The sequence below is a fragment of the Streptomyces sp. NPDC006551 genome (genome assembly GCF_040611675.1).
In the GTDB taxonomy this organism is placed as follows: Bacteria; Actinomycetota; Actinomycetes; order Streptomycetales; family Streptomycetaceae; genus Streptomyces.
Genome location: NZ_JBEXOT010000001.1, coordinates 480,795 through 505,556 on the forward strand (window position 1 = coordinate 480,795; position 24,762 = coordinate 505,556).

The following is a 24,762-nucleotide window of genomic DNA, read 5'->3' on the forward strand; positions in this document are numbered from 1 at the left end:
TTGTTGCGCGCTCGCACGCAACATGCGACTCTAGCTCGCCGCCGCACTCGTCGGCCTCCTGAGTCCCATGGGCCCCATCAGCCCCATGGGACGCCCTGGGTGGCCCCGGACCGTGGAGAACCACCTTGCTCCTCACCGACTCCTCCCCCTGGCAGGCCGCCGCCGCGTGCGCCGGCCTGCCCCCGTCCGTCGTCTTCGCCCGCCGCGCCCAGCACGCGGCCCCGGCGCTGCGCGCCTGCGCCGTCTGCCCCGTCCGCCGCGAGTGCGAGGCGGCGGTGGCGCCCGCCGAGAGCTATTTCGACGGCGTCTGCGCGGGCCGGCTGTGGCGCAACGGCCGCCCGGCGGACGCCGCGCGCGTGACCAGGGCGGTCGCCGCGACGCCGACGGCGACGCGGACCGTGCCGCGCGCCGTCGCGTCGGGCGGGGCACGGGTTGCCGCGGCTGCCGTCACACAGGGCGCCGCCTCCGGCATGACGCGGGCCGCCGCGCCGACCGTGCCCCGGATCGCCACGCCGACCGCCGCGCAGGCCGTGCCCCGGATCGCCACGCCGACCGCCGCGCCGACCGTGCCCCGGATCGCCCCTCCGATCGTCGCGCAGGCCGTGCCCCGCATCGCCACGCCGACCGCCGCGCAGGCCGCCTCGTCGGGCGTCACCCCGGACGCCGTGCCTGCCGTGCCTCCTGTGCCTGCCGTGCCCGCCGTGCCCGCCGTGCCCGCCGTGACGCCGATCGTCGCTTCGGCCGGGAGCGGTCGCCGTGGCTGACCGCACCGTCGAGCTCGTCCTCCGCGACATCACGCTGTGGACCGCCTCCCTCGCACGACAGCTCCCCGAGCTCACCGAGGAACTGGCGCCCGGTCGCCGCGGCCCGGCCGGGTCCGCGCCCACCGCGCCCCACTCCGGCCGCGACGAGCTGATCCGCGAGGAGCGCCGCGAGGCGCTGCTCCTCCAGCAGCGGCACGGTCTCGCCGTCCCCGGTCACGGTGCCGCGCCGATCCGCCTGCACGTGTCCGACGCCATCCGCGACATCACCGACGGCGTGGTGGAGCTGGAGGAGGCGGTACGCGCCCGGCTCGGCCTGCCCCGCCCCGGCCGGGCCCCGGTCGTCGAACGGCTGCGGCGGACGTTCGCGCTCCTCGACGACGTCGCGGCCCACCCCGACCTGGCCCGTCACATGCGCGACGAGCTGCGCCGGATGGCCCGCCGGTGCGCCCGCACGCTCGGCGACGCGGAGACGGTCGTACGGGTGTCGGGGCGCTGCCCCTGGTGCGACTCGGTGTCGCTGCGGGCCTTCCCGGACCGGCGGGCGGTGCTGTGCGTGAACCCGGCGTGCACCTGTACCGACGAGGAGTGCGGCTGCCAGGACGACCCTTCGTACCGCCACCTGTGGCCGCAGGAGCGGTGGGACGAGCTGGCGGACGCTTCGGGCGCCCTGACCGAGGAGATCGCCGCGGCGATGGAGGAGAGCCCGTGCTGACGTCCCTGCCGCCGCCCGTCCTGATCCCGGGCCCGCTCGCCGCCGAGGAGGCGGGGGTCGCTCCGGCCACGATTCGCAAGTGGGTCCAGCTGGGCCATCTGAAGGCCGTCGGCAAGGCGGGGAGGGCGCAGCTCTTCCGCCTGGAGGACGTCTTCGCCGCCGAACGCCTGGCCCGCCGCCGCCCGCGTACCGCCTGACCTTCCCGCTCGACCCTCAGCGCCCCGCGTCCGATCCGGACGCGGGGCGCTTCGTCATGTTGCGAGGAAGGGGTGGAGGGGAGCGGATCGGTCCCGTGTCGAACGGCCGGGCGGACCACTCCGCGCATCCGCCCCCCGAACTAGTTGCGTGCGCGCACGCTCTCTGTCACAGTTGGTGCAGCGGCGGAGCTGTGCCCGAACAACGGGACACGGCTTCGCCGTTCGTCGTCCGGGTGCGCTCCGCGCCCCCTCCCCCCTTCCCCGCGTCGAGCGCCCCGGACGGCACCCTGTCCCGCACCCCCTCCGAGGAGAACCGTCATGACCACTCCCCCGAGTGCTTTCCCAGACGTCGAGAAGCTGGTCGTCGACGTCCTCAAGGCCGACCCGGCCCTGGCCGGCGCCATCGTCGCCGTCAATCCGCCGAGCGGCTTCGACGGCACCCAGAGCGCGGTCCTCGTGAACCGGCGCGGCGGTGCCTGGATCGGCGATCTGCACGTCGACATGCCGCTGATCGAGTTCGAGGTGTACGGGCCGAGCAAGACCGCCGCCCACACCCTCGCCAACGCGGCCCGGCGCGCACTGCTCGCCACCATCGGCAAGCAGATCGGCAGCAACCTCGTCCAGGACGCGGAGGAGCAGGACGGGCCGCGCTGGCTGCCCGACTACCTCTACCGGGGCGCCAACCGCTACCTGTGCGTGATCCGCCTCTCCCTGACCGTCTTCTGAGCCCACTTCGGAGTCTCTGACGGACGCTCACCCCACAGACCAGGCCTCGCCGTTCGGCGGGGCCTTTGCCGTACCCGGGCCCGACGCCCGGGGCGGCGCCCTCACCCCATCACAAGGAGAAACCCACCATGGCAGGAAACAACTCCGCCGAGATCCGCGTCGCCGGCGTAGGCAAGCTCTACGTCGCCAAGGCCGACACCAACGTCCCGGCCTTCGGTGCCGACGCCACCACCGACTGGAAGGACTGGACCGACCTCGGCTACACCACCGGTGACGGCGTCACCTTCTCCAAGAAGGACAAGCTGGAGGCCATCGACTCGTGGCAGTCGGTCTCCCCGGTCCACTACATCTACTCGGCCCGTGACCTCTCGCTGAAGTTCTCCATGCTGCAGTTCAACGAGGACACGCTGCCGTTCTTCATGGGCGGCGGCAAGGTCGAGGCCGATCCGGCCACGTCGACGGAGATCTTCAAGTACGAGATCGCCGAGCGTCCGTACGCGGACGTGCGCGCCCTCGGCCTGGAGTTCACCGACGCCAAGGCCGGTGGCACCGCGGTCACGTACCGCTTCGTCATCCCGCGCGGCCAGGTCACCGCCTCCGACGACATCAAGCTGGCCCGTAAGGCGGCGTCCACGCTGGGCATCACCTTCTCCGCCATGTCGAACGGCGCCGGCAAGCCGCTGGCCACCTTCCTCATGAAGGACAACCAGTACGGCACGGGTGCCTGATCCACCCCCGCCCGGGGCGGGACGGCCGACGCCGTCCCGCCCCGGCCCCTCTCCTCTTCTCTCACTCGAACAAGGAGTACGCATCACCATGGCCCGTTTCGACGTCAACGCCGCCCGCGCCCAGCGACAGGAGGCCCACGGCCGCAAGTGGTCCTTCGAGCTGGACGGCGAGACCTACACCCTTCCGACCGAGCTCAGCCGCGCCACCGCCAAGGGGCTGCGCAAGCTCGACGACAACGACGTGGACGGCCTGCTCGCACTCCTGATGGGTGAGGAGCAGTTCGCCCGCTTCGAGCAGCACGAGATCACCATGCAGGACATCGCCGCCATCCTGGAGGCCTACGGCAAGGAGACCGGGCTCGGCCTGGGGGAAGACTGAGCCTCGTCGAGTTCGTCGATGAACACGCCGAGGCCCTTGAGGCGGACTTCCTCCGCTACTACGGCACCGATCTCCTCGACTGGCACCGCGGCGAGCTCTCCAGCCGGCGGGTCATGCTGCTGATCAAACATCTGCCGCGGGACAGCGCGGTCCAGCGCGAGCTCCACGGCGAGGCCGCCGAGTGGTCGGTCAACGACCATCTGCTGGCGGCCGCGGTGGACCATCTGGCCGTCGCCAACTGGATGTTCGCCTGTGTCAACACGGGCGAGGACGACGACCCGCCGGAAGCGCCGAAACCCGTGCCGCGGCCGGGTGGCGCCGACGAGGAGGGGGAGGAGGAGCGGGGCGAGGACTCCGGGGAGGAGGCCGTCGACGAGACGGTTTCCCCCCATGCGCTCGCCCGGTTCTTCGGCTGATGCCACTTCCCCCATGGCCCCCGGAGCCCGTTCCCGTCAGGGAGCGGGCTCCGGGGGCGGTTCCTGTGCTCCCCGTTCGACCATCTCCTCCTCCAGAGCCCTGGCCCGCTCCGACAGGCGTCGCCCCCCGCGCCCGCGCGTCTCCCGTTCGCCGGGTTCGGGGGTACGGCGCTCGGAAGCGGGCCCGGCCTGTCCGGGAACCCCGGCGAGCGGGGGCACGACGGGGCGTCCGCCCTTGCCGCGTACCACCTTCCGTACCGGCTGGGCGCTCCTGCGGTTCCGCAACTCCTGGGCGGTCAGGAGGACGTCCGGTTCGAGTTCGGACTCCTCGGCGCGCGGGCGGGGCGGCTCCTCGTCGCCCCCCGGCGCGGTGGCGTGTTCGAGCCCGGGGTCGCGCTCGGCGTCGGCATCGATGTCCGAGTCCGGCTCGCTCGTCTCCTCCGGCGACGGAGGCTGTGCGGGGCGCCGTTCGAACAGTTCGCGTTCCCGTCGGAGGCGCTCCTCGGCCTGGATCACGGCGGCGGGGGGTTCGAGAAGCCGGGCGAAGGGGAGCGGGATGACCCGGGCACCGTCCTCGCCCTCGCCGGCGCGGCGCTGCGGACGGCGGACTCCACGCGCGTCACGCTGGCCCTGCGCGTAGGCGTCGGCGACGCGCCTCTCGTACTCGCGGCGTATCCGGGGGAGTTCCTCCGACATGGCCTCGGCCCAGCCCCCGGTGAAGGCGGCCGTCTCACGCCGGTCGAGCTCGGCACGGGCGATCACGACGAGGTCCTCGGGTGCGTACCCGTGGACGTGGACCAGTTCGGAGATCCATGCGAACAGATGGGGCAGGTCGGGGTTCGTCTCGAACCAGTCGACAACCCGTCCGCGGCGGCCACCGCCCCGCTCGCTGTCCATACGTTCGTATGCCTTCCGCCCCCTGGGGTCCCCTCGCGCCGCTCGCGCCCCTGGCGCCCCGGGGTGGTCCGGCCCTCGAAGCGCGTATCCAGCGTACCCGGTCGTTCTCCGCGAAAGTTGCGTCATCAACCGGCCATGTTTCGCCGCAAGCAGACATGCCGTCAGGAGTTTCTCGCTCGACAAACACCGAACAGGTGTTCCACACTCTTTTCGCACAGCAGTTCGAACGTGTGGTGCCCCCGCTTCACTCCGCGGCGCCGCCACGCACGCAAGGGCAAGCAACCGGAAGGCAGGCGTCCATGACCCAGCAGGCCGAGGCATCGCGACCGCAGATCCCTCTCCAGGACCGCCTCCGCCAGCTCCTCGACGGACCCGTCGCCCTCGACAGGAGAGCGCTGCTCGGGACGCTGTACGCCGAGGTCACCCGCTGCGAGTCCCTCGCGTACGCGGCGGGCTGGAACGACGCCCTCGACTCGGTGCGGCGCGCACCTCGCCGGGACGGCGCCTAGGGCGTGTCTTCGGATCAGGCCGGATCAGCGAGCCCGGCAAGATCCGAAAGACACGCCCTAGCCGCCCGACCGCCCTCCACGCACGAGCCCCTGCCGAAGTTCCTCGCGGCAGGGGCTTTTCGGCGCTTGGCCACTACTGGCCGGAAGCGGAGCAATCCATGGCAGAAGAACCAACGCACCTGGAGATATTCACGCAGGTCGCGGACATCAAGATGAGGCTCGCCCAGGAAACGATCCGGAGCATCTCCGCCGAGAACCTCATCAGAGGTGACATTTTCGGTGTCAGCCAGCAGCTCGTCGCCATGCAGAAGGACATCAAGGACATCCACGAGGAGGTGACGAAGGCGGTCTCGACCGAGTTCCTCGAGGGCATGGGGCTCGACGGTTTCGCCGCCGCGCTCGAGAAGTTCTGGGAGGGGAAGAACATCGTTCCCTATCTCGCGTCGGCACTCCTGGGCCTTTTCGTGCCCGCGATGATGTTCTACCTGAACAACAAGTTCAACAACCTCTCCCGGACGGTCCGGGAGGCGGTGAGCAGGGACGGCACGTTCCGGGCCTACGACGAGAACGGCGACCTCACACGCCAGACCCGCCAACAGATCGAGGGGCGGGAGCGGCGGGTCGCCAACGGCGGCACCAGCGTCGCCGACCTCGACAGGAACACGGACTTCGATCCGCTGCGCCTGCAGCTCGAGCGGCTGAACCCGGCGCTGGAGAAGTTCAACGAACACGCCGGCCCGTTCACGAGGGCCTTCGGCCGGCTGCCGAAGGTCGCCGCCATGACCACGGCGGCCGAGGCCATCGACAAGGTGGGCAAGGCCGTGTCGGAGACCGACGTCCAGGAGCTCAGGTCCACCGCCGGGGCGATCAAGAGGCTCGTCAACGCCACGCAGAACTTCAACCCGCGGAAGATCCCCAAGGCCAACAGCCTGTCGTCCGCGGCCGACGCCGCCAAGAGGCTCGCCGACAACACCAACGACGCGGGGCGGGCGTTCGACTTCCTCAAGGAGAAGGCCCTGGCCGCCGCCGCGGCCATCTGACCCACCCCTCACGAAAGGAGGTAACCCATGTCTCTCACCAGCTCCACCAAGAAGGCGTCCGACGCCCTGCGCGCCATGAGGACCCAGGCGTCCGGCGCCGGCACCTCGGTCAAGAAGGTCGGCGACGCCGGCAACTCGGCCAACAGCCAGCTCAAGAACCTCAAGACCAACGCGCAGGGCTCCAGCACCCAGCTCAAGAACCTCAAGACCGCCTCGGACCAGGCCGAGCGGTCCATGAAGAAGGCCGGTCAGACCGCCGAGTCCGCCGGCAAGAAGCTGGGCAAGTACGAGTCCGGCGCCGGCAAGGCCGCCAAGGGCCAGGACAAGCTCAACAAGTCCATGAAGGGCAACATCCTCGCCCGTCTGATCGAGCTGTTCATGCCGCTCATCGAGAAGATCGTCGAGATGGCCGCCCGCTCGAAGACGATGCAGACGATCATGAAGAAGGCGTTCAACGCCATCAAGACCGTCATCAGCTCGGTCATGAAGGCCATCGGCCCGATCATGAAGAAGGCCGGCCAGCTGATCAAGACGGTCTGGAACGGCATCAAGAAGGCCATCTCCACCGTCGTCAAGGCCGTCGCGACCGTCATCAAGACCTACGTGAAGATCTGGAAGACGGTCATCACCACGGTCATGAAGGCGATCAAGACGGTCATCAGCGCCGTCTGGAAGGGCATCAAGGCCGTCATCACCCCGGTGGTGAACTGGATCAAGTCCGCGATCCCGAGCGCCTTCCGGGCCGTCAAGGACAAGATGTCGAGCATCTGGAACGGCCTCAAGGACATCGCGTCCCGGGCGTTCAACGGCATCAAGAACGGCGTCAAGGGCCCGATCAACTCCGTCATCGGCCTCATCAACCGGATGATCGGCAGCCTGAACCGGGTCAAGGTCAGCGTGCCCGGCTGGGTGCCGCTCGTCGGCGGCAAGACCTTCGGCGTCAACATCCCGACCATCCCCATGCTCGCCACCGGTGGTGTCGTCATGCCCCGCGCCGGCGGTGTCCCGGCGATCATCGCCGAGGCCGGCGAGGCCGAGGCCGTCCTCCCGCTCTCCAAGCTGGACCGGCTGCTCGCCCTCACCGCCCGCCGCGCCCGTATGTCGGCGCACAACGGCCTGAGCGGCGCCGCCGGCGCCGGGCTGCACATCGAGCACTACCACGCGGCCCGTAACAGCGACCCGCAGTCCACGGCGAACGCGCTGATGTACCTGGCGAAGGCACGCGGATGAGTGCCGTCGCAGCCATGCCGAACCCGTTCAAGGGCGCCGCTCCGGTGATGACCTCCCTGCGGCAGGGTCTCGGTCAGGCGGGCGACTCGCTGAACCGGCTCAAGCAGGGTGCCCAGCAGGCGGTGAGCGGCGTCGACAAGTTCGCCGCCGGCATCCGTAGCGCCGGCACCTCCGTACGCACCCTCGGCAGCGACGCGTCCGGCGCGTCGACGTCCATCGGCCGGATACGGCGGTCCACGGCGCCCGCCGGCGTACGGCGGATCGGCACCGCCGCCGGCAGGGCGCGGACCGCCGCCGGCCGGATCGGCACCGGCATCGGCGGCCTGGTCGCGATCCTCGCGCCCCTGCTGCCCGTCACCGATGTCATCACCAAGCTGATGGACACCTACGGCACGATCATGACCGTCGCCTCCGTCGCCATGACCGGCATCAACCTCGCCATGCGCGCCAACCCGATCGGCTTCCTCGTCGGCATCCTCGTGCCAGTCGCCGCGTACCTCATCGAGCTCGCGGTGAACTCGGAGACCGGCCAGAAGATCATCAGGCAGGTCTTCCAGCAGGCCCTGAAGGGCTTCCAGGCGGTCTGGAAGTTCATCCAGCCGATCATGAAGGTGCTCGGTCAGGCCGTCGGGACCTACTTCAAGGCGTATCTGACCCTGTTCAAGACCGCCCTGAAGCTCGTCGGCTCCGCGATCAGCGGCATCTCCAAGGTCCGCGGCGCCGTCACCTCCGCCTCCAACTCGCTGCGCGGCATCGCCTCGCGCACCATCGGCGGGATCAAGAACGCCGTCAAGCCGGTCCTGTCCTTCGTCAAGGACAAGATCCCCGGGTTCTTCCGCACCGCCAAGGACGCGGTGAGCAAGGCCCTGCGCGGTATCGGCGACCTCGTCAAGGGCGCTCTGAGCGCCGTCGTCGGCGTCGTCAAGGGGCCGGTCAACGGCCTGATCGCCTTCGCCAACTGGATCATCGACGGCCTCGACAAGCTCAGCGTCTCCATCCCCCTCACGGACAAGAAGTTCGGCGTCGACATCGACAAGATCCCGATGCTCGCCGAGGGCGGTGTCGTCTTCCCGGGCGCCGCCGACGCGCCGCGCATCGACCCGCTCACCGTGCTGGAGAACCGTCGCGTGCCGACCCTCACCGAGGCTCCCCGACCGCCGCACCGCGTACGGGAGTTCCACGAGCGGCCAGGCGCCGGCCCCCGGTCCACCGCCGAGGACCTGCTCTTCCTCGCGGCCGCGCACCGCTGACATCGCACCGCCGACCGCCCACCCCACCCGCCCCTCAGAAGTGAGGTGACGGCCCCATGGCCGAGACCACAACCACATACGCCGGAAGCGACTTCACCGCCGACCTCGCGCCCGGCTCGCTCATCACCCAGGACGGGCAGATGCAGTGGGCCGGGCTTCTCATCGGCACCGGTACGCCGTTCGCCGTCGACCGCTCCGGACTCCAGGGCTGGGAGGACCTGCCGGAGTACGACTCCTCCGACGCCGACCGGCCGACCTCGCACGGTGCCTGGCCGGGCTCGCGCTACGCCAAGCCGCGCAAGATCAGCGGCACGATCGTGCTGATGCCGGAGTGGAACCACGCCACCGAGGCCATCCGCGCCCTGCGGCAGTCGCTCGCCCTGCTCGACCGGGAGCGCTGGCTCACCGTCCGGCTGCACGGCGAACTGCTCGCCGTACGCGCCCGGATCGCCCAGCGGGTGATCCCCGCCGACCAGGGCTTCGCCACCCAGGGCAGCTCGAAGATGTCCATCCAGTGGCTGGCCTCCGACCCGCGCCGCTACGCCGTCAACGAGCAGACCGCCACCACCACCGCACCGCAACCCGAGAGCGGGCTCACCTGGCCGCTGGTCTGGCCGCTCGACTGGGGCCGGGCCCAGTCCACCGGCGACGCCGTCGCCGAGAACACCGGCTCCGCCCCGACCCACCCGGTGATCAGCTTCCGCGGCCCGTGCTCCATGCCGACCGTCACCGAGCGGAACAGCCGGCGCCGGCTGCGGTACGCGATCGACCTGGCCGTCGGCGACGAGCTGACCGTGGACACCGCCAACGGCACGGTGACGCTCAACAACACCGCCTCCCGCCGGCACACCGCGATGGCCGACTCCAGCCCGGAGGAGCTGTTCCTGCTCGAACCGGGCCGCACGGAGCTGTCCTTCCGGCCCGACGCGTCCACCCCGGAGGCCCTGATGACGGTCCGCTGGCGCAGCGCCGAGTGGTGACCGAAGCCCGCTGTTCCGTGCTCCAAGAGAGGTGAACCATGACCGTACGGGCCGCCTGGCTCCAGCCCACTGGCCAGACCCGCGAGGACACCCGTCTCACCCTGGCCGCCCTGCTCACTCCCAGCGGTCAGACCCCGGAGGAGACCCCGCTGCGCTCCCGGCCGGGCGTCGTGCCGGGCGGCTTCGTCCTGACCGGAAACGCCCCGATGCAGTGCACGATCGGCACCGGCCGCGCCGTCATCCAGGGGAAGGACACCCGCCAGGGCGCCTACCTGGTCAGCGCCGTCTCGCCGCAGATGATCACCGTCGAGGACGGTGACCCGCAGTACGACCGGATCGATCTCGTCGAACTGGCCGTCCTGGACGACGGCTACGACAGGACCGGCACCACCGACGCCGTCATACGCCTGGTCAAGGGCGCGCCGGCGGCCAACCCGGTCGTCCCGGCAAGCGGCCCCGGCAGCACCATGCCGCTCTACACGGTCCGCGTCCCGAAGACCGCCTCGGCCGGCACCGGCGGCATCGCCTGGACCGGTGGCGCGGTCACCACCCAGCACTGGCCGGTGGTGGCGCTCGGCGGCATCATGCCCACGAGCGGCTTCAAGGGCGCGTACGTCGGCCAGTACCGCGACGCGGGCGGCATGCTCCAGCGCTGGGACGGCACGACCTGGGTCTCGTACCCGAAGGCGATCGGCGGCATCGCCCCCGGCTCCTCGGTGTCGACCGGCGGCTACACCGGCCAGTACCGGGACAACGCCGGGATCCTGCAGCGCTGGGACGGCTCCAACTGGCAGTACGCCGAGGGCGCGACGAAGATCCTGCTCGCCGTCACGCAGTGGACGACCGCCCAGTCCCAGAGCGTCCAGCCCAACACCTGGACGACGCTCAACCTGCCGACCGTCGAGGGCGACGACGCCAAGGGCTGGAACGGGACCAACACCTACACCGTCCCGCGCGCCGGCTGGTGGCGGATCTCCGCGCACGTCACCTGGGCCAATGACGCCCAGACCGGCATGCGGGGCGCCCGCGTCCTGACCGGCGGCGCCGGGCAGTCCCGGATGACCTGGCTCACCCCCGCCGGCAACGGTGCCGTCTCCGTCGGCGGCCAGGGCCTGATTCATCTCACCGCCGGCACCACCGTCCAACTCGCCGGCTTCCACAACCACACCGCGGCGATCAAGACCCTCGGCGGCTCCGGCTACGCCTGCGCCCTCACCGCCGAGTGGCTCAAGTCCTGACCTCTCCCGTTCCTCCCCGATTGGAGAAACCCATGAACCTGCGCAGCAGCTGGGTCGCCGAGACCGGCCAGACCCGAGAGGACACGCGCCTCAACCAGATCGGCGCGACCACCATGGTCAACCCCGTCCAGGTCCGCTCCGGCATCCTGCCGGGCTCCTACGACGGCAAGTACCGGCTGTCCGGCTTCTGGATGACGAACGCGTCCGCCATGGCGGCGATCGTCTCCGAGGGCCGGGCCGTCATCCAGGGCGACGTCTCCCAGGGCGTCTACCCGGTGGCCCTGCCCGCCTCCGAGCAGGTCACCTTCGCAGCGGGCGACGCCCAGTACGGCCGGATCGACCTGGTCGTCCTGCGGGTCTACGACAACCTCTACGACGGCAGCAACCGCAACGAGGCGAAGGTCGAGATCATCCAGGGCGTGCCCGACCCGGCCCCCAAGGCCCCGGCCGCCCCGCCGCGCAGCCTCCCGCTGTACGAGGTGACGGTCCCGGCCGGCGTCAGCGCGGGCAACGGCGGCATCCCGTGGGAGACCTCCCTGAAGGACCTGCGCACCCCGGTCGTCTCCGTCGGCGGCATCCTCCCGGTCGAGGGCCCGGTCCTGCCGGGCGCCCACCCGGGCCAGTACCAGGACACCGCGGACGGGCAGTTCCAGCGCTGGGACGGCGGCAAGTGGGTGGCGTACCCGGCGGCGGTCGGCGGCATCATCCCGGCCTCGGTCTCCACCCAGGCCAGCTACACCGGCCAGTACCGGGCCACCGCGGGCGGCCAGCTCCAGCGCTGGAGCGGCTCGGCGTGGGCGCCGGCCTTCCCGGGGCCGTACTTCAACGACTCGCTGGACGCGGGCTACACCACCTCGACGACCTATGTGACCACGCTGGTCGAGCGGGAGAAGAACCCGCTGACGGTGAGCTTCGTCGCCCCGGAGACCCGTCAGGCCATCCTCACCTTCGGCTCGCGGATGGAGCTGGCCCTGGCCACCGGTACCACGGGGATCGCCAGCTCGGCCTTCATGGGCGTGCGCGTCACCCAGGGCAGCACGGTCCACCGCGAGGTGGAGGACGAACTGGCCGCGATCGCCTCCAAGTCCGCCGATCCGACGGACGCCTTCTCCGCCTCGACCACCCAGCGTCTGCACAGCCTGACGCCGGGCCTGACCTACACGGTCACCGCGTGCTACCGGACCTCCAACACCAACGTGCGGGCCTGGTTCGACAACACCTTCATCCAGGTCACCCCGCAGTACTGAGCCGCACGCCGTCCCGCCGCCGCCCTCTCGCAAGGAGACCCCATGCCCGTACGCACCGGCTGGCTGATGCCCACCGGGCAGACCCGCCAGAACACCCGTATCACCAACATCGGCGCCACCACCCCCGTCAACCCGCTCGGCTCCCGCTCCGGCATCCTGCCCGGCACGTACGACGGCAAGTTCCGGGTCGGCGGCCTGTGGATGAGCGGCACCGGCCCCATGACGGCCACCGTCTACCAAGGCAAGGCCGTCGTCCAGGGAGGCACCACGGACGGCGCCTACCCGGTCGCCCTCGACCAGGACCTCACCCTCACCTTCGCCGACGGCGACCCGCTCAACCCGCGCCTCGACCTCGTCGTGCTGCGCGTGTACGACAACGACGCCGACAACCCGGGGAAGTACGAGGCGGCCATCGAGATCGTCCGGGGCGAGCCGAGCGCCAACCCGGTCGCGCCGACCGCGCCCCCGCGCTCGCTCCCGCTGTTCTCGGTCCGGGTGAAGGCCGGGGCCTCCGCGGGGACGGGCGGCGTCGGCTGGGCCGACGGCATCCTCACCGACCTGCGCACCACGGTCGTGAGCACGGGCGGCATCCTGCCCACGTACAACAACGCGGGTGTCGCCGGGGCGTACCCGGGCCAGTACCAGGACAACGACGACTCCCACCTCCTCCAGCGCTGGGACGGCACCGCGTGGGTCGCCTACCCGAAGGAGATCGGCGGCATCGCGCCCACCGGGGCGCTGTCGACCGGCAGTTACGCCGGACAGTTCCGTGAGAACAACGGCGTCCTCCAGCGCTGGAACGGCACGGCATGGGTCACCTACCAGCCACCGGTCGAGATCCAGACCGCCACGTCCGGGGCGACGGCGCTCACCGGCTGGAGCGTGGTGTCGTTCTCGGCCCGCCGCACCCGCGGCATCGCCACCCTCACGGTCACCGTCACCCGCACCGGCGCGGACGTCATCGCCGCCAACGACGGCCAGATCCCCGACGAGCCCCTGTGCACCCTGCCCGTCGGCTGGCGTCCCGCGTTCGGACTCGAATCCCTGGCCTCGGACGGCTACGCCAACGGCGCCGCCGACATCAACGCGGGCGGGGTCGTCACCCTGCGGACCTGGTCCCCCAACGGCCAGCTGAAGGCCGGTCGGAACATCCGCGTCTCCGCCACCTACGTCCTGTAAGGAGGCCGCCGTCATGGCGATCGACACGCCCTACCGGGCGATCTTCTGCGACCTGATCAGCGATCAGACCCTCGACATCCTCCCCCTGCGGGACGTCTCCTTCGACGACTTCATCGGCAAGGCGGGCTCCCTCTCCGGCACCATCCCCATCCCGAACAAGGAGATCGCCGACCGCGTCAAACAGGTCCGGGAAGGCCGCACCGCGGTCTATCTGGAGCGCGGCGGCGACCTGTGGTGGGGCGGCATCGTGTGGACCACCACCCTGCAGTCCAGTGGTCGCGGGGTGCTGACCCTCGGCATCCAGGCCGCGACCTTCGACTCGTACACGAGCCGCCGCCGCATCCGGACCGACATCTCCTTCAACACCCCGACCGACCAGATGGACATCGCGCGCCGGCTCTGGGAGGAACTCGACCTCCAGGAGGACCCCAGCGTCCCGCCGGCGGATGGCGCGGAGCCGCGCCGCCTCGGGATCAGCTTCGGCACGGAGAAGTCCGAGGTCCAGCGGACCGCCTCCTGGCGCAAGGGCGACGAGACCGTCTACCAGGAGGCGCTCGACCAGCTCGCCGCCCTGGAGAACGGCTTCGAGTACCAGATCCTGGTCTACCGGGACCCGACCGACGGCAAGCGGGTCCGGCAGCTCCGGCTCGGCTGGCCCAAGATCGTCAACGGTGCGACCGACCTGGTATTCGACCGGCCCGGCACCATCCTGTCGTACTCCTTCCCGTACGACGCGACCCGCGGCGGCACCACCGCCGTGGCCCGCGGCGCCTCCACCAACGCCAACGCCGCCGCCGAGTCCCGGCCGATCTCCTCCAGCCAGCAGATCGCGAGCGACCTGCTCGCGGACGGCTGGCCGCTGATCGACCTGTCCTCGGACCACAACGAGGTCACCGACACGCTCACGCTCGACTCGCTGGCCAAGAGGTCGCTCGACGAGGCCCGCGGCGCGGTCGTGATCCCCGCGATCAGCATCCACCTCGACGGGATCGTCCCGCCGGCGCTCCTCGGCCGCGTGGCCCGCATCCGGATCACCGACGAGTGGTACTCCAAGGGCCTCGACGCCCGCTACCGCGTCATCGGTGCCAAGGTCACTCCCCCGGAGCGCGGCCGTCCCGACACCGCCGAGCTCTACCTTGAGGAGGCCTGATGCCCAAGCTGCCCGAGGACATCATCGACCGGCTCAACCAGATGGAACGCCGGATCAAGGCCCTGTCCACGGCCGTGAACACCCGCCCCGCGGTCAACGAGGTCCGCCCCGCCCCGCAGTCCGGCAGCGTCACCGTCAACCGCCCGCTGTTCCGGATCTTCGACGGCTACAACCACGAGATCTTCGCGGACGACATCCTGACCGGCGGCCTCGCGCGGCCCTGGCTTCAGCTGATGCCGCCGCTGCCGAGCGACGTGGCCAAGTGGCCCTCGACCACCAGTGCCTCCTTCACCACCATCGCCCGCTGCTCCAACCCCATCTGGCAGCCCAAGATGCGCCTGGCCGTCACCACGGCGGTGTCCTCGGGCGCCACCGGCCAGGTGCGGGTCCTCGTCGACAACGTCCAGTTCGGGCCCACGGTCACCGCGGGCAGCACGTACGACCACCTCGGGCTGCTGCCCGGCGACATGAAGACGCGGTTCGGCCAGACGATGAACATCGAGATCCAGGCGCTGGCGAGCGGCGGCACGGTCTACGCCCAGACCGTGCTCATCCACGGCGCCCAGACCTGACCGGCACCCCGACGAGCACGAGGAGCACCCCATGAACACCGACCCCACCCAGCCCTGGGGCGCGGCCATCGACTACGCGGGCCGCGCCACCGTCACCGAGAGCGGCCACACTCTCTCCATCCGCGTCTACGACAACACCCTCGGCTACGCCCTGGAGCGCGACCCGGTCACGGGCCAGTACCCGTCGGTGTACGTCACCGCCGATTTCGCCGAGAAGGGCGAGGGCGACTCCGTCCTGCGCGGCTCCGGCCAGGTCGTCGTCCACTCGCGGAACGGCGAGCCGGCCGCACCCGATCCGACCGCCGTCGAGCGGGCCGTCGAGGCCGCGCTCGCCGACTTCGAGACCCGCCGGGTCGCCTATGCCGCGCTCTGCGCCGCCTGGGCCCCGGCTCCCGCCCCGGAGCCGGCACCCGAGCCCGCCGCATAGCGGCGAACCCCGCGCCCCCACCCCGCCCGTACGCCCGCCCCGTGCCGATCCGGCCGGGGCTTCTCGCTTGCCCGGAGGACACCAGATGGCCACTCCCCTGTCCGCGGACCGGCTCGTCGCCGCGCTCCGCGCCGAAGGCGTCAAGGTCGTCGAGCACGACGGCTGGCGCACCCACCACCGCAACCGGGCCGGCGCCTGGGGCCCCGTGAGCGGTGTGATGATCCACCACACCGTCTCCAGCGGCACCGCCTCGTCCGTCGAGCTCTGCTACAACGGCTACGCCGGCCTGCAGGGCCCTCTCTGCCACGGCGTCATCGCCAAGGACGGCACGGTCCACCTGGTCGGCAACGGCCGCGCCAACCACGCCGGAGGCGGTGACCCCTCGGTCCTCCAAGCCGTGATCACCGAGACCTACGGCGACCGGCCGCCCGCCCCGCGCGAGCACCAGGGAAGCGCGGGCGCCGTCGACGGCAACTCCCGCTTCTACGGCTTCGAGTGCGTCAACCTCGGCAACGGCTCCGACCCCTGGCCGGCCGCCCAGCTCGACGCCATCGAGCGGGCCTCCGCGGCACTGTGCCGGGCGCACGGCTGGGGCGCCAAGTCCGTGATCGGGCACCTGGAGTGGTCGGACTGGAAGAGCGACCCGCGCGGCTTCGGCATGCCCGGCATGCGCGAGCGGGTCCAGAAGCGGCTCGCCTCGCCGCCCGCCACGCAGCCCCCGGCCGCCCAGAAGCCGGCCGCCCCGCGCCACCAGCCGTTCCCCGGCACCTCGTTCTTCAAGACCGACCCCAGCTCGCCGATCATCACCGCGATGGGCCGCCGCCTGATGGCCGAGGGCTGCGGCCGCTACCAGGTCGGGCCCGGCCCGCGCTGGTCCGAGGCCGACCGCCGGTCGTACGCCGCGTGGCAGCGCAAGCTCGGCTTCCGCGGCGCCGACGCCGACGGCTGGCCGGGCGCCGCCTCCTGGAACGCGCTCAAGGTCCCGTACACGAAGTAGCGCCCGCGTACCCGTACGCGACCCCTTATCCGTACCCGAGACAAGGAGTTCCACCGATGTCCGATGCCGCCAAGCGCACGGCCCGTACCGTCCTCCAGTCCGCCGTCGGCATCGCCGTCGTGCTCCCCGCGATCGTCGACGCCTCCGGCCTGCCCGAGACCCTCCCCTGGGTCGCCGGCGCCCTGGCCGTCGCGGGCGCCCTGGCCCGGATCATGGCCGTTCCGGGCGTCCAGAACCTGCTGCCGACCTGGCTGCGCAGTTCCGCGGGAGGCGCCGATGACCGAGTCTGACCAGCACGATCCGGTCACCGTGGCCGTCGAGCTGGAACGGCTCCGCGGCACCCTGGAGGCCGGCTTCGCCCGCGTCGACGGCTCGCTGGCGCTGCTCGTCCAGCGCAGCGACCAGACCGACAAGCAGCTCGCCGACATGGAGACCCGGCTCGACGCCCTGGAGCGCGCCCGCTGGCCGCTGGCCAGCATCGCCGCCCTGACGGCGAGCGCGGGACTGATGCTCGCCGTCTGGGAGCTGGCGGGACGGTGAAACGCCGCAGGGCGGCCACCCCGTACGAAACGGGGTGACCGCCCTGCGGTCCTTCAAGCGACTCGCTTACTGGTTGTACGGACCGTAGTCGTAGTCCTCCAGCGGAACGGCCTGGCCGGAGCCGGTGCCGAACGGCGAGTAGTCGATGTCGTCGTAGCCGACGGCCGAGTACATCGCGGCCTTGGCCTCCTCGGTCGGCTCGACCCGGATGTTGCGGTAGCGGGACAGACCCGTACCGGCCGGGATGAGCTTACCGATGATGACGTTCTCCTTGAGGCCGATCAGGGAGTCCGACTTGGCGTTGATCGCCGCGTCGGTCAGAACCCGGGTCGTCTCCTGGAAGGACGCCGCCGACAGCCACGACTCGGTGGCGAGCGAGGCCTTGGTGATACCCATCAGCTGCGGACGGCCGGAGGCGGGGTGACCGCCCTCGGTGACCACACGACGGTTCTCGGTCTCGAACTTCGACCGTTCGACGAGCTCGCCCGGCAGCAGCTCCGCGTCGCCGGACTCGATGATCGTCACGCGGCGCAGCATCTGCCGGATGATGATCTCGATGTGCTTGTCGTGGATCGACACGCCCTGCGAGTTGTAGACCTTCTGGACTTCGCCGACCAGGTGGACCTGGACCGCGCGCTGACCGAGGATCCGCAGCACGTCGTGCGGGTTGGTGGCACCCACGGTGAGCTTCTGGCCCACCTCGACGTGGTCGCCCTCGCCCACCAGCAGACGGGCACGCTTCGAGATCGGGTACGCCGTCTCGTCGCTGCCGTCGTCCGGGGTGACGACGATCTTCTTGGTCTTCTCGGTCTCCTCGATACGGACGCGGCCGGCCGCCTCCGAGATCGGGGCGACACCCTTGGGCTGCCGCGCCTCGAAGAGCTCGACGACACGGGGCAGACCCTGGGTGATGTCGTCACCGGCCACACCACCGGTGTGGAAGGTACGCATCGTCAGCTGGGTACCGGGCTCACCGATGGACTGGGCGGCGATGATGCCGACGGCCTCACCGATGTCGACCAGCTTGCCGGTGGCCAGCGAACGGCCGTAGCAGAAGGCACAGGTGCCGACCGCGGACTCACAGGTCAGGACCGAACGGGTCTTGACCTCCTCGACGCCCGCGTTGACCAGGGCGTCGATGAGCACGTCACCCAGGTCGACGTTGGCCGGCGCGATGACCTTGCCGTCCACGACGACGTCCTCGGCGAGCATCCGCGCGTACACGGAGGTCTCGACGTCGTCCGTCTTCCGCAGGATGCCGTCGGCACCCTTCTCGGCGATCCGCAGCTTCAGACCGCGCTCGGTGCCACAGTCCTCCTCGCGGATGATCACGTCCTGCGAGACGTCCACCAGACGACGGGTCAGGTAACCCGAGTCGGCGGTACGCAGGGCGGTGTCGGCCAGACCCTTACGGGCACCGTGCGTCGAGATGAAGTACTCGAGGACGGAGAGACCCTCACGGAAGGACGCCTTGATGGGACGCGGGATCGTCTCGTTCTTGGCGTTCGACACCAGACCACGCATACCGGCGATCTGCCGCATCTGCATCATGTTTCCTCGGGCACCCGAGTCAACCATCATGAAGATGGGGTTCGTCTTGGGGAAGTTCTCGTTCATGGCCTCGGCGACCTCGTTGGTCGCCTTGGTCCAGATCGCGATGAGCTCCTGAGTGCGCTCTTCCTTGGTGATGAGACCGCGCTCGTACTGCTTCTGGACCTTCTCGTCCTGCGCCTCGTAGCCCTTGACGATCTCCTTCTTCGCCTCGGGAACGACGACGTCGGAGATGGCCACGGTGACACCGGAACGGGTCGCCCAGTAGAAGCCCGCCGCCTTCAGGTTGTCGAGCGTCGCCGCCACGATGACCTTGGGGTAGCGCTCGGCGAGGTCGTTGACGATCTCGGAGAGCTGCTTCTTGCCGACGGAGTAGTCGACGAACGGGTAGTCCTCGGGCAGCAGCTCGTTGAAGAGCGCGCGGCCCAGCGACGTCCGCAGACGGAACGAGTCACCCTGCTGCCACTGCGGCTCGCCCTCCTCGGCGACCGGGGGAACCCAGCCGCGCGGGGGAACGGTGCCGATCGGGAAGCGGATGTCGATCTGCGACTGCAGCGCCAGCTCGCCGGCGTCGAACGCCATGATCGCCTCGGCCGTGGAGCCGAACGCGCGGCCCTCGCCCTTGGTGTCACGGAGCTCACCGTCGGTGGTCAGGAAGAACAGACCGAGGACCATGTCCTGGGTCGGCATCGTGACCGGACGGCCGTCGGCCGGCTTGAGGATGTTGTTCGAGGACAGCATCAGGATGCGGGCCTCGGCCTGCGCCTCCGCGGAGAGCGGCAGGTGCACGGCCATCTGGTCACCGTCGAAGTCCGCGTTGAACGCGGTGCAGACGAGCGGGTGGATCTGGATGGCCTTGCCCTCGACCAGCTGCGGCTCGAAGGCCTGGATGCCGAGGCGGTGCAGCGTGGGCGCACGGTTCAGCAGAACCGGGTGCTCGGCGATGACCTCTTCGAGGACGTCGTACACGACCGTGCGGCCGCGCTCGACCATCCGCTTGGCGCTCTTGATGTTCTGCGCGTGGTTCAGGTCGACCAGGCGCTTCATCACGAACGGCTTGAAGAGCTCCAGCGCCATGGCCTTGGGCAGACCGCACTGGTGCAGCTTCAGCTGCGGACCGACGACGATGACGGAACGCGCGGAGTAGTCCACACGCTTACCGAGCAGGTTCTGACGGAATCGACCCTGCTTACCCTTCAGCATGTCGCTGAGGGACTTCAGCGGACGGTTGCCGGGGCCCGTGACCGGGCGACCACGACGGCCGTTGTCGAAGAGGGCGTCGACCGCCTCCTGGAGCATCCGCTTCTCGTTGTTCACGATGATCTCGGGGGCACCGAGGTCGAGCAGACGCTTCAGACGGTTGTTGCGGTTGATCACACGGCGGTACAGGTCGTTCAGGTCGGAGGTCGCGAAGCGGCCACCGTCCAGCTGCACCATCGGACGCAGGTCCGGCGGGATCACCGGCACGCAGTCGAGAACCATGCCCTTGGGGCTGTTCGCGGTCTGCAGGAACGCGGAGACGACCTTGAGGCGCTTGAGCGCACGGGTCTTCTTCTGGCCCTTGCCGGTACGGATGATCTCGCGGAGGCGCTCGGCCTCCTCCTCCAGGTCGAAGGACTCCAGGCGCTTCTGCAGCGCCGCGGCACCCATCGAACCGTCGAAGTACGTGCCGAAGCGGTCACGCAGCTCGCGGTAGAGGAGCTCGTCGCCCTCCAGGTCCTGGACCTTGAGGTTCTTGAAGCGGTTCCAGACCTCGTCGAGACGGTCGATCTCGCGCTGCGCACGGTCGCGCAGCTGCTTCATCTCACGCTCGGCGCCCTCGCGCACCTTGCGGCGCACATCGGCCTTGGCACCCTCGGCCTCGAGCTCGGCCAGGTCGGTCTCGAGCTTCTTGGCGCGGGCCTCCAGGTCGGAGTCGCGACGGTTCTCGATCTGCTGACGCTCGACGGAGACGTGCGCCTCCAGCGACGGGAGGTCGCGGGTGCGACGCTCGTCGTCGACGAACGTGATCATGTACGCGGCGAAGTAGATGACCTTCTCGAGGTCCTTCGGCGCGAGGTCGAGCAGGTAGCCAAGGCGCGACGGGACGCCCTTGAAGTACCAGATGTGGGTGACGGGAGCGGCGAGCTCGATGTGGCCCATCCGCTCGCGGCGCACCTTGGCACGGGTGACCTCGACGCCACACCGCTCACAGATGATGCCCTTGAAGCGGACACGCTTGTACTTGCCGCAGTAGCACTCCCAGTCCCGGGTCGGACCGAAGATCTTCTCGCAGAAGAGTCCGTCCTTCTCGGGCTTGAGCGTGCGGTAGTTGATGGTCTCCGGCTTCTTGACCTCGCCGTGGCTCCACTGACGGATGTCGTCAGCGGTGGCCAGACCGATCCGGAGCTCGTCGAAGAAGTTGACGTCGAGCACTATGCGTCAATCCCTCTCAGGGTTGTAAGTCTTGGGGTCTGATACGGGGGTCCTGGGGCCGGCCGGGGACTCAGCGATGTTTCACCGAGTCCCCGTACCGGACTCCCGTCAGACCTCTTCGACGCTGCTCGGCTCGCGCCGGGACAGGTCGATACCGAGCTCCTCCGCAGCGCGGAAGACGTCCTCGTCGGTGTCGCGCATCTCGATGGACATGCCGTCCGAGGACAGCACCTCCACGTTGAGGCACAGGGACTGCATCTCCTTGATGAGCACCTTGAAGGACTCGGGGATGCCGGGCTCAGGGATGTTCTCGCCCTTGACGATGGCCTCGTAGACCTTCACGCGGCCGGTGACGTCGTCGGACTTGATCGTCAGCAGCTCCTGGAGGGCGTACGCGGCGCCATAAGCCTCAAGCGCCCACACCTCCATCTCACCGAAGCGCTGGCCACCGAACTGGGCCTTACCACCCAGCGGCTGCTGGGTGATCATCGAGTACGGACCGGTCGACCGGGCGTGCAGCTTGTCGTCGACCAGGTGGTGCAGCTTGAGGATGTACATGTACCCGACCGAGATCGGGTCCGGGAACGGCTCGCCGGAGCGGCCGTCGAACAGACGCGCCTTGCCGGAGGGGAGCACCATGCGCTCGCCGTCGCGGTTCGGGATGGTGTGCTGCAGCAGACCCGCGAGCTCGTCCTCACGCGCACCGTCGAAGACGGGGGTGGCGACGTTGGTGCCCGGGGCGACCTGGTCGGCGCCGATGGCCTGCAGGCGCTGCGCCCACTCGTCCGCGAGGCCGGAGACGTCCCAGCCGCGGCTGGCGAGCCAGCCGAGGTGGATCTCCAGGACCTGTCCCGGGTTCATTCGGGACGGGACACCCAGCGGGTTGAGGATGATGTCGACCGGGGTGCCGTCCTCGAGGAACGGCATGTCCTCGATCGGAAGGATCTTGGAGATGACACCCTTGTTGCCGTGACGGCCGGCGAGCTTGTCACCGTCGGTGATCTTGCGCTTCTGGGCGACGTAGACGCGGACCAGCTGGTTCACGCCCGGGGGAAGCTCGTCGCCCTCCTCACGGTCGAAGACGCGAACGCCGATGACCTTGCCGGTCTCGCCGTGCGGCACCTTCAGCGAGGTGTCACGGACCTCACGCGCCTTCTCACCGAAGATCGCGCGGAGCAGGCGCTCCTCCGGGGTCAGCTCGGTCTCACCCTTGGGCGTGACCTTGCCGACGAGGATGTCGCCGGCGACGACCTCGGCACCGATACGGATGATGCCGCGCTCGTCGAGGTCGGCGAGGACCTCCTCGGAGACGTTCGGGATGTCCCGGGTGATCTCCTCCGGGCCGAGCTTGGTGTCACGGGCGTCGACCTCGTGCTCCTCGATGTGGATCGAGGAGAGGACGTCGTCCTGCACGAGGCGCTGCGACAGGATGATCGCGTCCTCGTAGTTGTGACCCTCCCACGGCATGAACGCCACGAGCAGGTTCTTGCCGAGCGCCATCTCACCGTTCTCGGTGGCCGGACCGTCGGCGAGGACCTGGCCCTCGACGACCCGGGCGCCCTCGTCCACGACAACCTTCTGGTTGACCGAGGTGCCCTGGTTCGAGCGGGAGAACTTGTGCAGGCGGTACGTGGTGTACGTGCCGTCGTCGTTGGCGGTGGTGATGTAGTCCGCGGAGACCTCCTGGACCACACCGTCCTTCTCGGCCTTCAGCACGTCGCCGGCGTCGGTGGCACAGCGGTACTCCATGCCGGTACCGACGAGCGGGGCCTCGGACTTAATCAGCGGCACCGCCTGACGCATCATGTTCGCGCCCATGAGGGCACGGTTGGCGTCGTCGTGCTCGAGGAACGGGATCATGGCGGTCGCGACCGACACCATCTGGCGCGGCGAGACGTCCATGTAGTCGACGTCGGTCGGCGGGACGTAGTCGACCTCGCCACCACGGCGGCGGACCAGAACGCGGGGCTCGGTGAACTGGAGCTCGTCGTTCAGGGTCGCGTTCGCCTGGGCGATGACGAAGCGGTCCTCCTCGTCGGCGGTCAGGTAGTCGACCTCGTCGGTGACCTGGCCTTCGGTGACCTTGCGGTACGGCGTCTCGACGAAGCCGAACGCGTTGACGCGGCCGTACGAGGCGAGCGAACCGATCAGACCGATGTTCGGGCCTTCGGGGGTCTCGATCGGGCACATGCGTCCGTAGTGGGACGGGTGCACGTCTCGGACCTCGAAGCCGGCCCGCTCACGGGACAGACCACCCGGGCCGAGCGCGGACAGACGACGCTTGTGCGTCAGCCCGGACAGCGGGTTGTTCTGGTCCATGAACTGCGACAGCTGGCTGGTGCCGAAGAACTCCTTGATGGAGGCGACGACCGGCCGGATGTTGATCAGGGTCTGCGGCGTGATCGCCTCGACGTCCTGGGTGGTCATGCGCTCACGCACGACGCGCTCCATACGAGCCAGACCCGTACGGACCTGGTTCTGGATGAGCTCGCCGACGTTACGCAGACGACGGTTGCCGAAGTGGTCGATGTCGTCGGTCTCGACGACGATCTCCGAGCCGTTCTCGCCGACCGTCTCGGTCTCGCCCGCGTGGAGCTTCACCAGGTACTTGATGGTCGCGATGATGTCGTCGGTGGTGAGGACACCCGCGTCCAGCGGCTCATCGGCGCCGAGCTTCTTGTTCACCTTGTAGCGGCCGACCTTCGCGAGGTCGTAGCGCTTGGGGTTGAAGTAGAGGTTCTCGAGCAGCGTCTGAGCGGCCTCGCGCGTCGGCGGCTCGCCCGGACGGAGCTTGCGGTAGATGTCGAGCAGCGCGTCGTCCTGGCCCTGGGTGTGGTCCTTCTCCAGAGTGGCGCGCATGGACTCGTACTCGCCGAACTCCTGCAGGATCTGCTCGGTGGTCCAGCCGAGCGCCTTGAGGAGGACGGTGACGGACTGCTTGCGCTTGCGGTCGATGCGGACACCGACCATGTCGCGCTTGTCGATCTCCATCTCCAGCCAGGCACCCCGGGACGGGATGATCTTGGCGGAGAAGATGTCCTTGTCGGACGTCTTGTCGATGGAGGAGTCGAAGTAGACACCGGGCGAACGGACGAGCTGCGACACGACGACACGCTCGGTGCCGTTGATGACGAAGGTGCCCTTGTTCGTCATGAGCGGGAAATCGCCCATGAAGACCGTCTGGGACTTGATCTCGCCGGTCTCGTTGTTGGTGAACTCGGCGGTGACGAAGAGCGGGGCGCCGTACGTGAAGTCACGGTCCTTGCACTCGTCGATCGAGTTCTTCGGCGGCTCGAAACGGTGGTCGCGGAAGGTCAGCGACATCGACCCGGAGAAGTCCTCGATCGGGGAGATCTCCTCGAAGATCTCCTCCAGACCCGACTTCCTGGGGACGTCCTGTCCCGACTCGAGAGCTGCCTCGACGCGAGCCTTCCAGGCGGCGTTGCCGAGCAGCCAGTCAAAGCTCTCGGTCTGCAGCGCGAGGAGGTTCGGAACCTCGAGGGGCTCCTTGATCTTTGCAAAGGAGATGCGCAGCGGGGCGGTGCTGGCGCCGTTGTTCGTATTGGTCGAGGCGTTGCGCGAGGCGGCCAAGAGGGGGTCCTTCCGAGGGCTCGGACT

General features: G+C 69.7%; 24 protein-coding genes. 21 read left to right on the plus strand and 3 right to left on the minus strand.

What is annotated here, in order from left to right; all coding sequences use genetic code 11:
- Nucleotides 1-125: 125 nt before the first annotated feature.
- From ABZY12_RS02155 to ABZY12_RS02185, 7 genes are all read left to right on the plus strand, one after another.
- Nucleotides 126-764 (plus strand): WhiB family transcriptional regulator, encoded by a 639-nt coding sequence (locus tag ABZY12_RS02155; protein ID WP_356886112.1) that lies wholly within the window; start codon nt 126-128, stop codon nt 762-764.
- Entirely contained in the window at nt 757-1,476 is a 720-nt protein-coding gene (locus ABZY12_RS02160) for a hypothetical protein (protein WP_356886114.1), read from the plus strand. Before ABZY12_RS02155 ends, ABZY12_RS02160 begins: the two co-directional genes overlap by 8 nt.
- Nucleotides 1,470-1,673, plus strand: coding sequence for a hypothetical protein (locus ABZY12_RS02165; protein WP_356886116.1), 204 nt, complete (start codon nt 1,470-1,472; stop codon nt 1,671-1,673). The genes ABZY12_RS02160 and ABZY12_RS02165 overlap by 7 nt, the downstream gene beginning before the upstream one ends.
- A 318-nt stretch (nt 1,674-1,991) precedes the next feature.
- Nucleotides 1,992-2,399 carry a hypothetical protein gene (locus ABZY12_RS02170; RefSeq protein WP_356886118.1) on the plus strand — a complete coding sequence of 136 codons (408 nt, stop codon included), beginning with the start codon at nt 1,992-1,994 and terminating at the stop codon, nt 2,397-2,399.
- A 128-nt stretch (nt 2,400-2,527) separates the two neighbouring features.
- Complete coding sequence (locus ABZY12_RS02175) at nt 2,528-3,127, plus strand: phage tail protein (RefSeq protein ID WP_356886120.1); 600 nt, start codon at nt 2,528-2,530, stop codon at nt 3,125-3,127.
- A gap of 88 nt (nt 3,128-3,215) precedes the next feature.
- Nucleotides 3,216-3,506: a hypothetical protein gene (locus ABZY12_RS02180; protein ID WP_356886122.1), complete on the plus strand. Its 291-nt coding sequence runs from the start codon at nt 3,216-3,218 to the stop codon at nt 3,504-3,506.
- A gap of 113 nt (nt 3,507-3,619) precedes the next feature.
- Nucleotides 3,620-3,922 (plus strand): hypothetical protein, encoded by a 303-nt coding sequence (locus tag ABZY12_RS02185; RefSeq protein WP_356886124.1) that lies wholly within the window; start codon nt 3,620-3,622, stop codon nt 3,920-3,922.
- Between the two features lie 36 nt (nt 3,923-3,958).
- Here ABZY12_RS02185 and ABZY12_RS02190 read toward each other — a convergent pair whose 3' ends face one another.
- Nucleotides 3,959-4,819, minus strand: coding sequence for a hypothetical protein (locus ABZY12_RS02190; protein WP_356886126.1), 861 nt, complete (start codon nt 4,817-4,819; stop codon nt 3,959-3,961).
- A gap of 299 nt (nt 4,820-5,118) precedes the next feature.
- On the opposite strand from ABZY12_RS02190, the gene ABZY12_RS02195 reads away from it, so the two are divergent.
- From ABZY12_RS02195 to ABZY12_RS02260, 14 genes are all read left to right on the plus strand, one after another.
- Entirely contained in the window at nt 5,119-5,328 is a 210-nt protein-coding gene (locus tag ABZY12_RS02195; RefSeq protein WP_356886128.1) for a hypothetical protein, read from the plus strand.
- A 158-nt stretch (nt 5,329-5,486) separates the two neighbouring features.
- Nucleotides 5,487-6,368 carry a hypothetical protein gene (locus tag ABZY12_RS02200; protein ID WP_356886130.1) on the plus strand — a complete coding sequence of 294 codons (882 nt, stop codon included), beginning with the start codon at nt 5,487-5,489 and terminating at the stop codon, nt 6,366-6,368.
- Nucleotides 6,369-6,395: 27 nt separating this feature from the next.
- Entirely contained in the window at nt 6,396-7,598 is a 1,203-nt protein-coding gene (locus ABZY12_RS02205) for a phage tail protein (RefSeq protein ID WP_356886132.1), read from the plus strand.
- A complete protein-coding gene (locus ABZY12_RS02210; protein WP_356886134.1) occupies nt 7,595-8,848 on the plus strand; it encodes a tape-measure protein in 1,254 nt (417 codons plus the stop codon). Before ABZY12_RS02205 ends, ABZY12_RS02210 begins: the two co-directional genes overlap by 4 nt.
- A gap of 56 nt (nt 8,849-8,904) precedes the next feature.
- Complete coding sequence (locus tag ABZY12_RS02215; RefSeq protein WP_356886136.1) at nt 8,905-9,828, plus strand: phage tail protein; 924 nt, start codon at nt 8,905-8,907, stop codon at nt 9,826-9,828.
- Between the two features lie 38 nt (nt 9,829-9,866).
- The gene (locus tag ABZY12_RS02220; protein WP_356886138.1) at nt 9,867-11,066 is read left to right on the plus strand and encodes a hypothetical protein; all 1,200 of its coding nucleotides are present in this window, start codon (nt 9,867-9,869) and stop codon (nt 11,064-11,066) included.
- Between the two features lie 32 nt (nt 11,067-11,098).
- A complete protein-coding gene (locus tag ABZY12_RS02225; RefSeq protein WP_356886140.1) occupies nt 11,099-12,313 on the plus strand; it encodes a hypothetical protein in 1,215 nt (404 codons plus the stop codon).
- A 42-nt stretch (nt 12,314-12,355) separates the two neighbouring features.
- On the plus strand, nt 12,356-13,492 hold the full coding sequence (locus ABZY12_RS02230) for a hypothetical protein (RefSeq protein ID WP_356886142.1): 1,137 nt from the start codon (nt 12,356-12,358) through the stop codon (nt 13,490-13,492).
- Nucleotides 13,493-13,505: 13 nt separating this feature from the next.
- Nucleotides 13,506-14,642 carry a hypothetical protein gene (locus ABZY12_RS02235; RefSeq protein WP_356886144.1) on the plus strand — a complete coding sequence of 379 codons (1,137 nt, stop codon included), beginning with the start codon at nt 13,506-13,508 and terminating at the stop codon, nt 14,640-14,642.
- Complete coding sequence (locus ABZY12_RS02240; protein ID WP_356886146.1) at nt 14,642-15,214, plus strand: hypothetical protein; 573 nt, start codon at nt 14,642-14,644, stop codon at nt 15,212-15,214. Before ABZY12_RS02235 ends, ABZY12_RS02240 begins: the two co-directional genes overlap by 1 nt.
- 31 nt (nt 15,215-15,245) lie before the next feature.
- A complete protein-coding gene (locus ABZY12_RS02245; RefSeq protein ID WP_356886148.1) occupies nt 15,246-15,641 on the plus strand; it encodes an ATP-binding protein in 396 nt (131 codons plus the stop codon).
- An 85-nt stretch (nt 15,642-15,726) separates the two neighbouring features.
- Nucleotides 15,727-16,638, plus strand: coding sequence for a peptidoglycan-binding protein (locus ABZY12_RS02250; protein ID WP_356886150.1), 912 nt, complete (start codon nt 15,727-15,729; stop codon nt 16,636-16,638).
- A 56-nt stretch (nt 16,639-16,694) separates the two neighbouring features.
- Nucleotides 16,695-16,928, plus strand: a complete 234-nt coding sequence (locus ABZY12_RS02255) for a hypothetical protein (RefSeq protein WP_356886152.1) — start codon at nt 16,695-16,697, stop codon at nt 16,926-16,928.
- On the plus strand, nt 16,915-17,178 hold the full coding sequence (locus ABZY12_RS02260; protein WP_356886154.1) for a hypothetical protein: 264 nt from the start codon (nt 16,915-16,917) through the stop codon (nt 17,176-17,178). The genes ABZY12_RS02255 and ABZY12_RS02260 overlap by 14 nt, the downstream gene beginning before the upstream one ends.
- Before the next feature lie 66 nt (nt 17,179-17,244).
- Here ABZY12_RS02260 and ABZY12_RS02265 read toward each other — a convergent pair whose 3' ends face one another.
- Entirely contained in the window at nt 17,245-21,144 is a 3,900-nt protein-coding gene (locus tag ABZY12_RS02265) for a DNA-directed RNA polymerase subunit beta' (RefSeq protein ID WP_356886156.1), read from the minus strand.
- A 108-nt stretch (nt 21,145-21,252) separates the two neighbouring features.
- Complete coding sequence (gene rpoB, locus ABZY12_RS02270) at nt 21,253-24,735, minus strand: DNA-directed RNA polymerase subunit beta (RefSeq protein WP_356886158.1); 3,483 nt, start codon at nt 24,733-24,735, stop codon at nt 21,253-21,255.
- Nucleotides 24,736-24,762: the final 27 nt, after the last annotated feature.

Excerpts from the sequence above, each read along its gene's own strand:
- ABZY12_RS02170 (WP_356886118.1), top strand. The coding sequence starts at position 1,992 with ATGACCACTCCCCCGAGTGCTTTCCCAGACGTCGAGAAGCTGGTCGTC.
- ABZY12_RS02175 (WP_356886120.1), top strand. The coding sequence starts at position 2,528 with ATGGCAGGAAACAACTCCGCCGAGATCCGCGTCGCCGGCGTAGGCAAG.
- ABZY12_RS02180 (WP_356886122.1), top strand. The coding sequence starts at position 3,216 with ATGGCCCGTTTCGACGTCAACGCCGCCCGCGCCCAGCGACAGGAGGCC.
- ABZY12_RS02185 (WP_356886124.1), top strand. The coding sequence starts at position 3,620 with ATGCTGCTGATCAAACATCTGCCGCGGGACAGCGCGGTCCAGCGCGAG.
- ABZY12_RS02190 (WP_356886126.1), bottom strand. The coding sequence starts at position 4,819 with ATGGACAGCGAGCGGGGCGGTGGCCGCCGCGGACGGGTTGTCGACTGG.
- ABZY12_RS02195 (WP_356886128.1), top strand. The coding sequence starts at position 5,119 with ATGACCCAGCAGGCCGAGGCATCGCGACCGCAGATCCCTCTCCAGGAC.
- ABZY12_RS02200 (WP_356886130.1), top strand. The coding sequence starts at position 5,487 with ATGGCAGAAGAACCAACGCACCTGGAGATATTCACGCAGGTCGCGGAC.
- ABZY12_RS02205 (WP_356886132.1), top strand. The coding sequence starts at position 6,396 with ATGTCTCTCACCAGCTCCACCAAGAAGGCGTCCGACGCCCTGCGCGCC.
- ABZY12_RS02210 (WP_356886134.1), top strand. The coding sequence starts at position 7,595 with ATGAGTGCCGTCGCAGCCATGCCGAACCCGTTCAAGGGCGCCGCTCCG.
- ABZY12_RS02215 (WP_356886136.1), top strand. The coding sequence starts at position 8,905 with ATGGCCGAGACCACAACCACATACGCCGGAAGCGACTTCACCGCCGAC.
- ABZY12_RS02220 (WP_356886138.1), top strand. The coding sequence starts at position 9,867 with ATGACCGTACGGGCCGCCTGGCTCCAGCCCACTGGCCAGACCCGCGAG.
- ABZY12_RS02225 (WP_356886140.1), top strand. The coding sequence starts at position 11,099 with ATGAACCTGCGCAGCAGCTGGGTCGCCGAGACCGGCCAGACCCGAGAG.
- ABZY12_RS02230 (WP_356886142.1), top strand. The coding sequence starts at position 12,356 with ATGCCCGTACGCACCGGCTGGCTGATGCCCACCGGGCAGACCCGCCAG.
- ABZY12_RS02235 (WP_356886144.1), top strand. The coding sequence starts at position 13,506 with ATGGCGATCGACACGCCCTACCGGGCGATCTTCTGCGACCTGATCAGC.
- ABZY12_RS02240 (WP_356886146.1), top strand. The coding sequence starts at position 14,642 with ATGCCCAAGCTGCCCGAGGACATCATCGACCGGCTCAACCAGATGGAA.
- ABZY12_RS02245 (WP_356886148.1), top strand. The coding sequence starts at position 15,246 with ATGAACACCGACCCCACCCAGCCCTGGGGCGCGGCCATCGACTACGCG.
- ABZY12_RS02250 (WP_356886150.1), top strand. The coding sequence starts at position 15,727 with ATGGCCACTCCCCTGTCCGCGGACCGGCTCGTCGCCGCGCTCCGCGCC.
- ABZY12_RS02255 (WP_356886152.1), top strand. The coding sequence starts at position 16,695 with ATGTCCGATGCCGCCAAGCGCACGGCCCGTACCGTCCTCCAGTCCGCC.
- ABZY12_RS02260 (WP_356886154.1), top strand. The coding sequence starts at position 16,915 with ATGACCGAGTCTGACCAGCACGATCCGGTCACCGTGGCCGTCGAGCTG.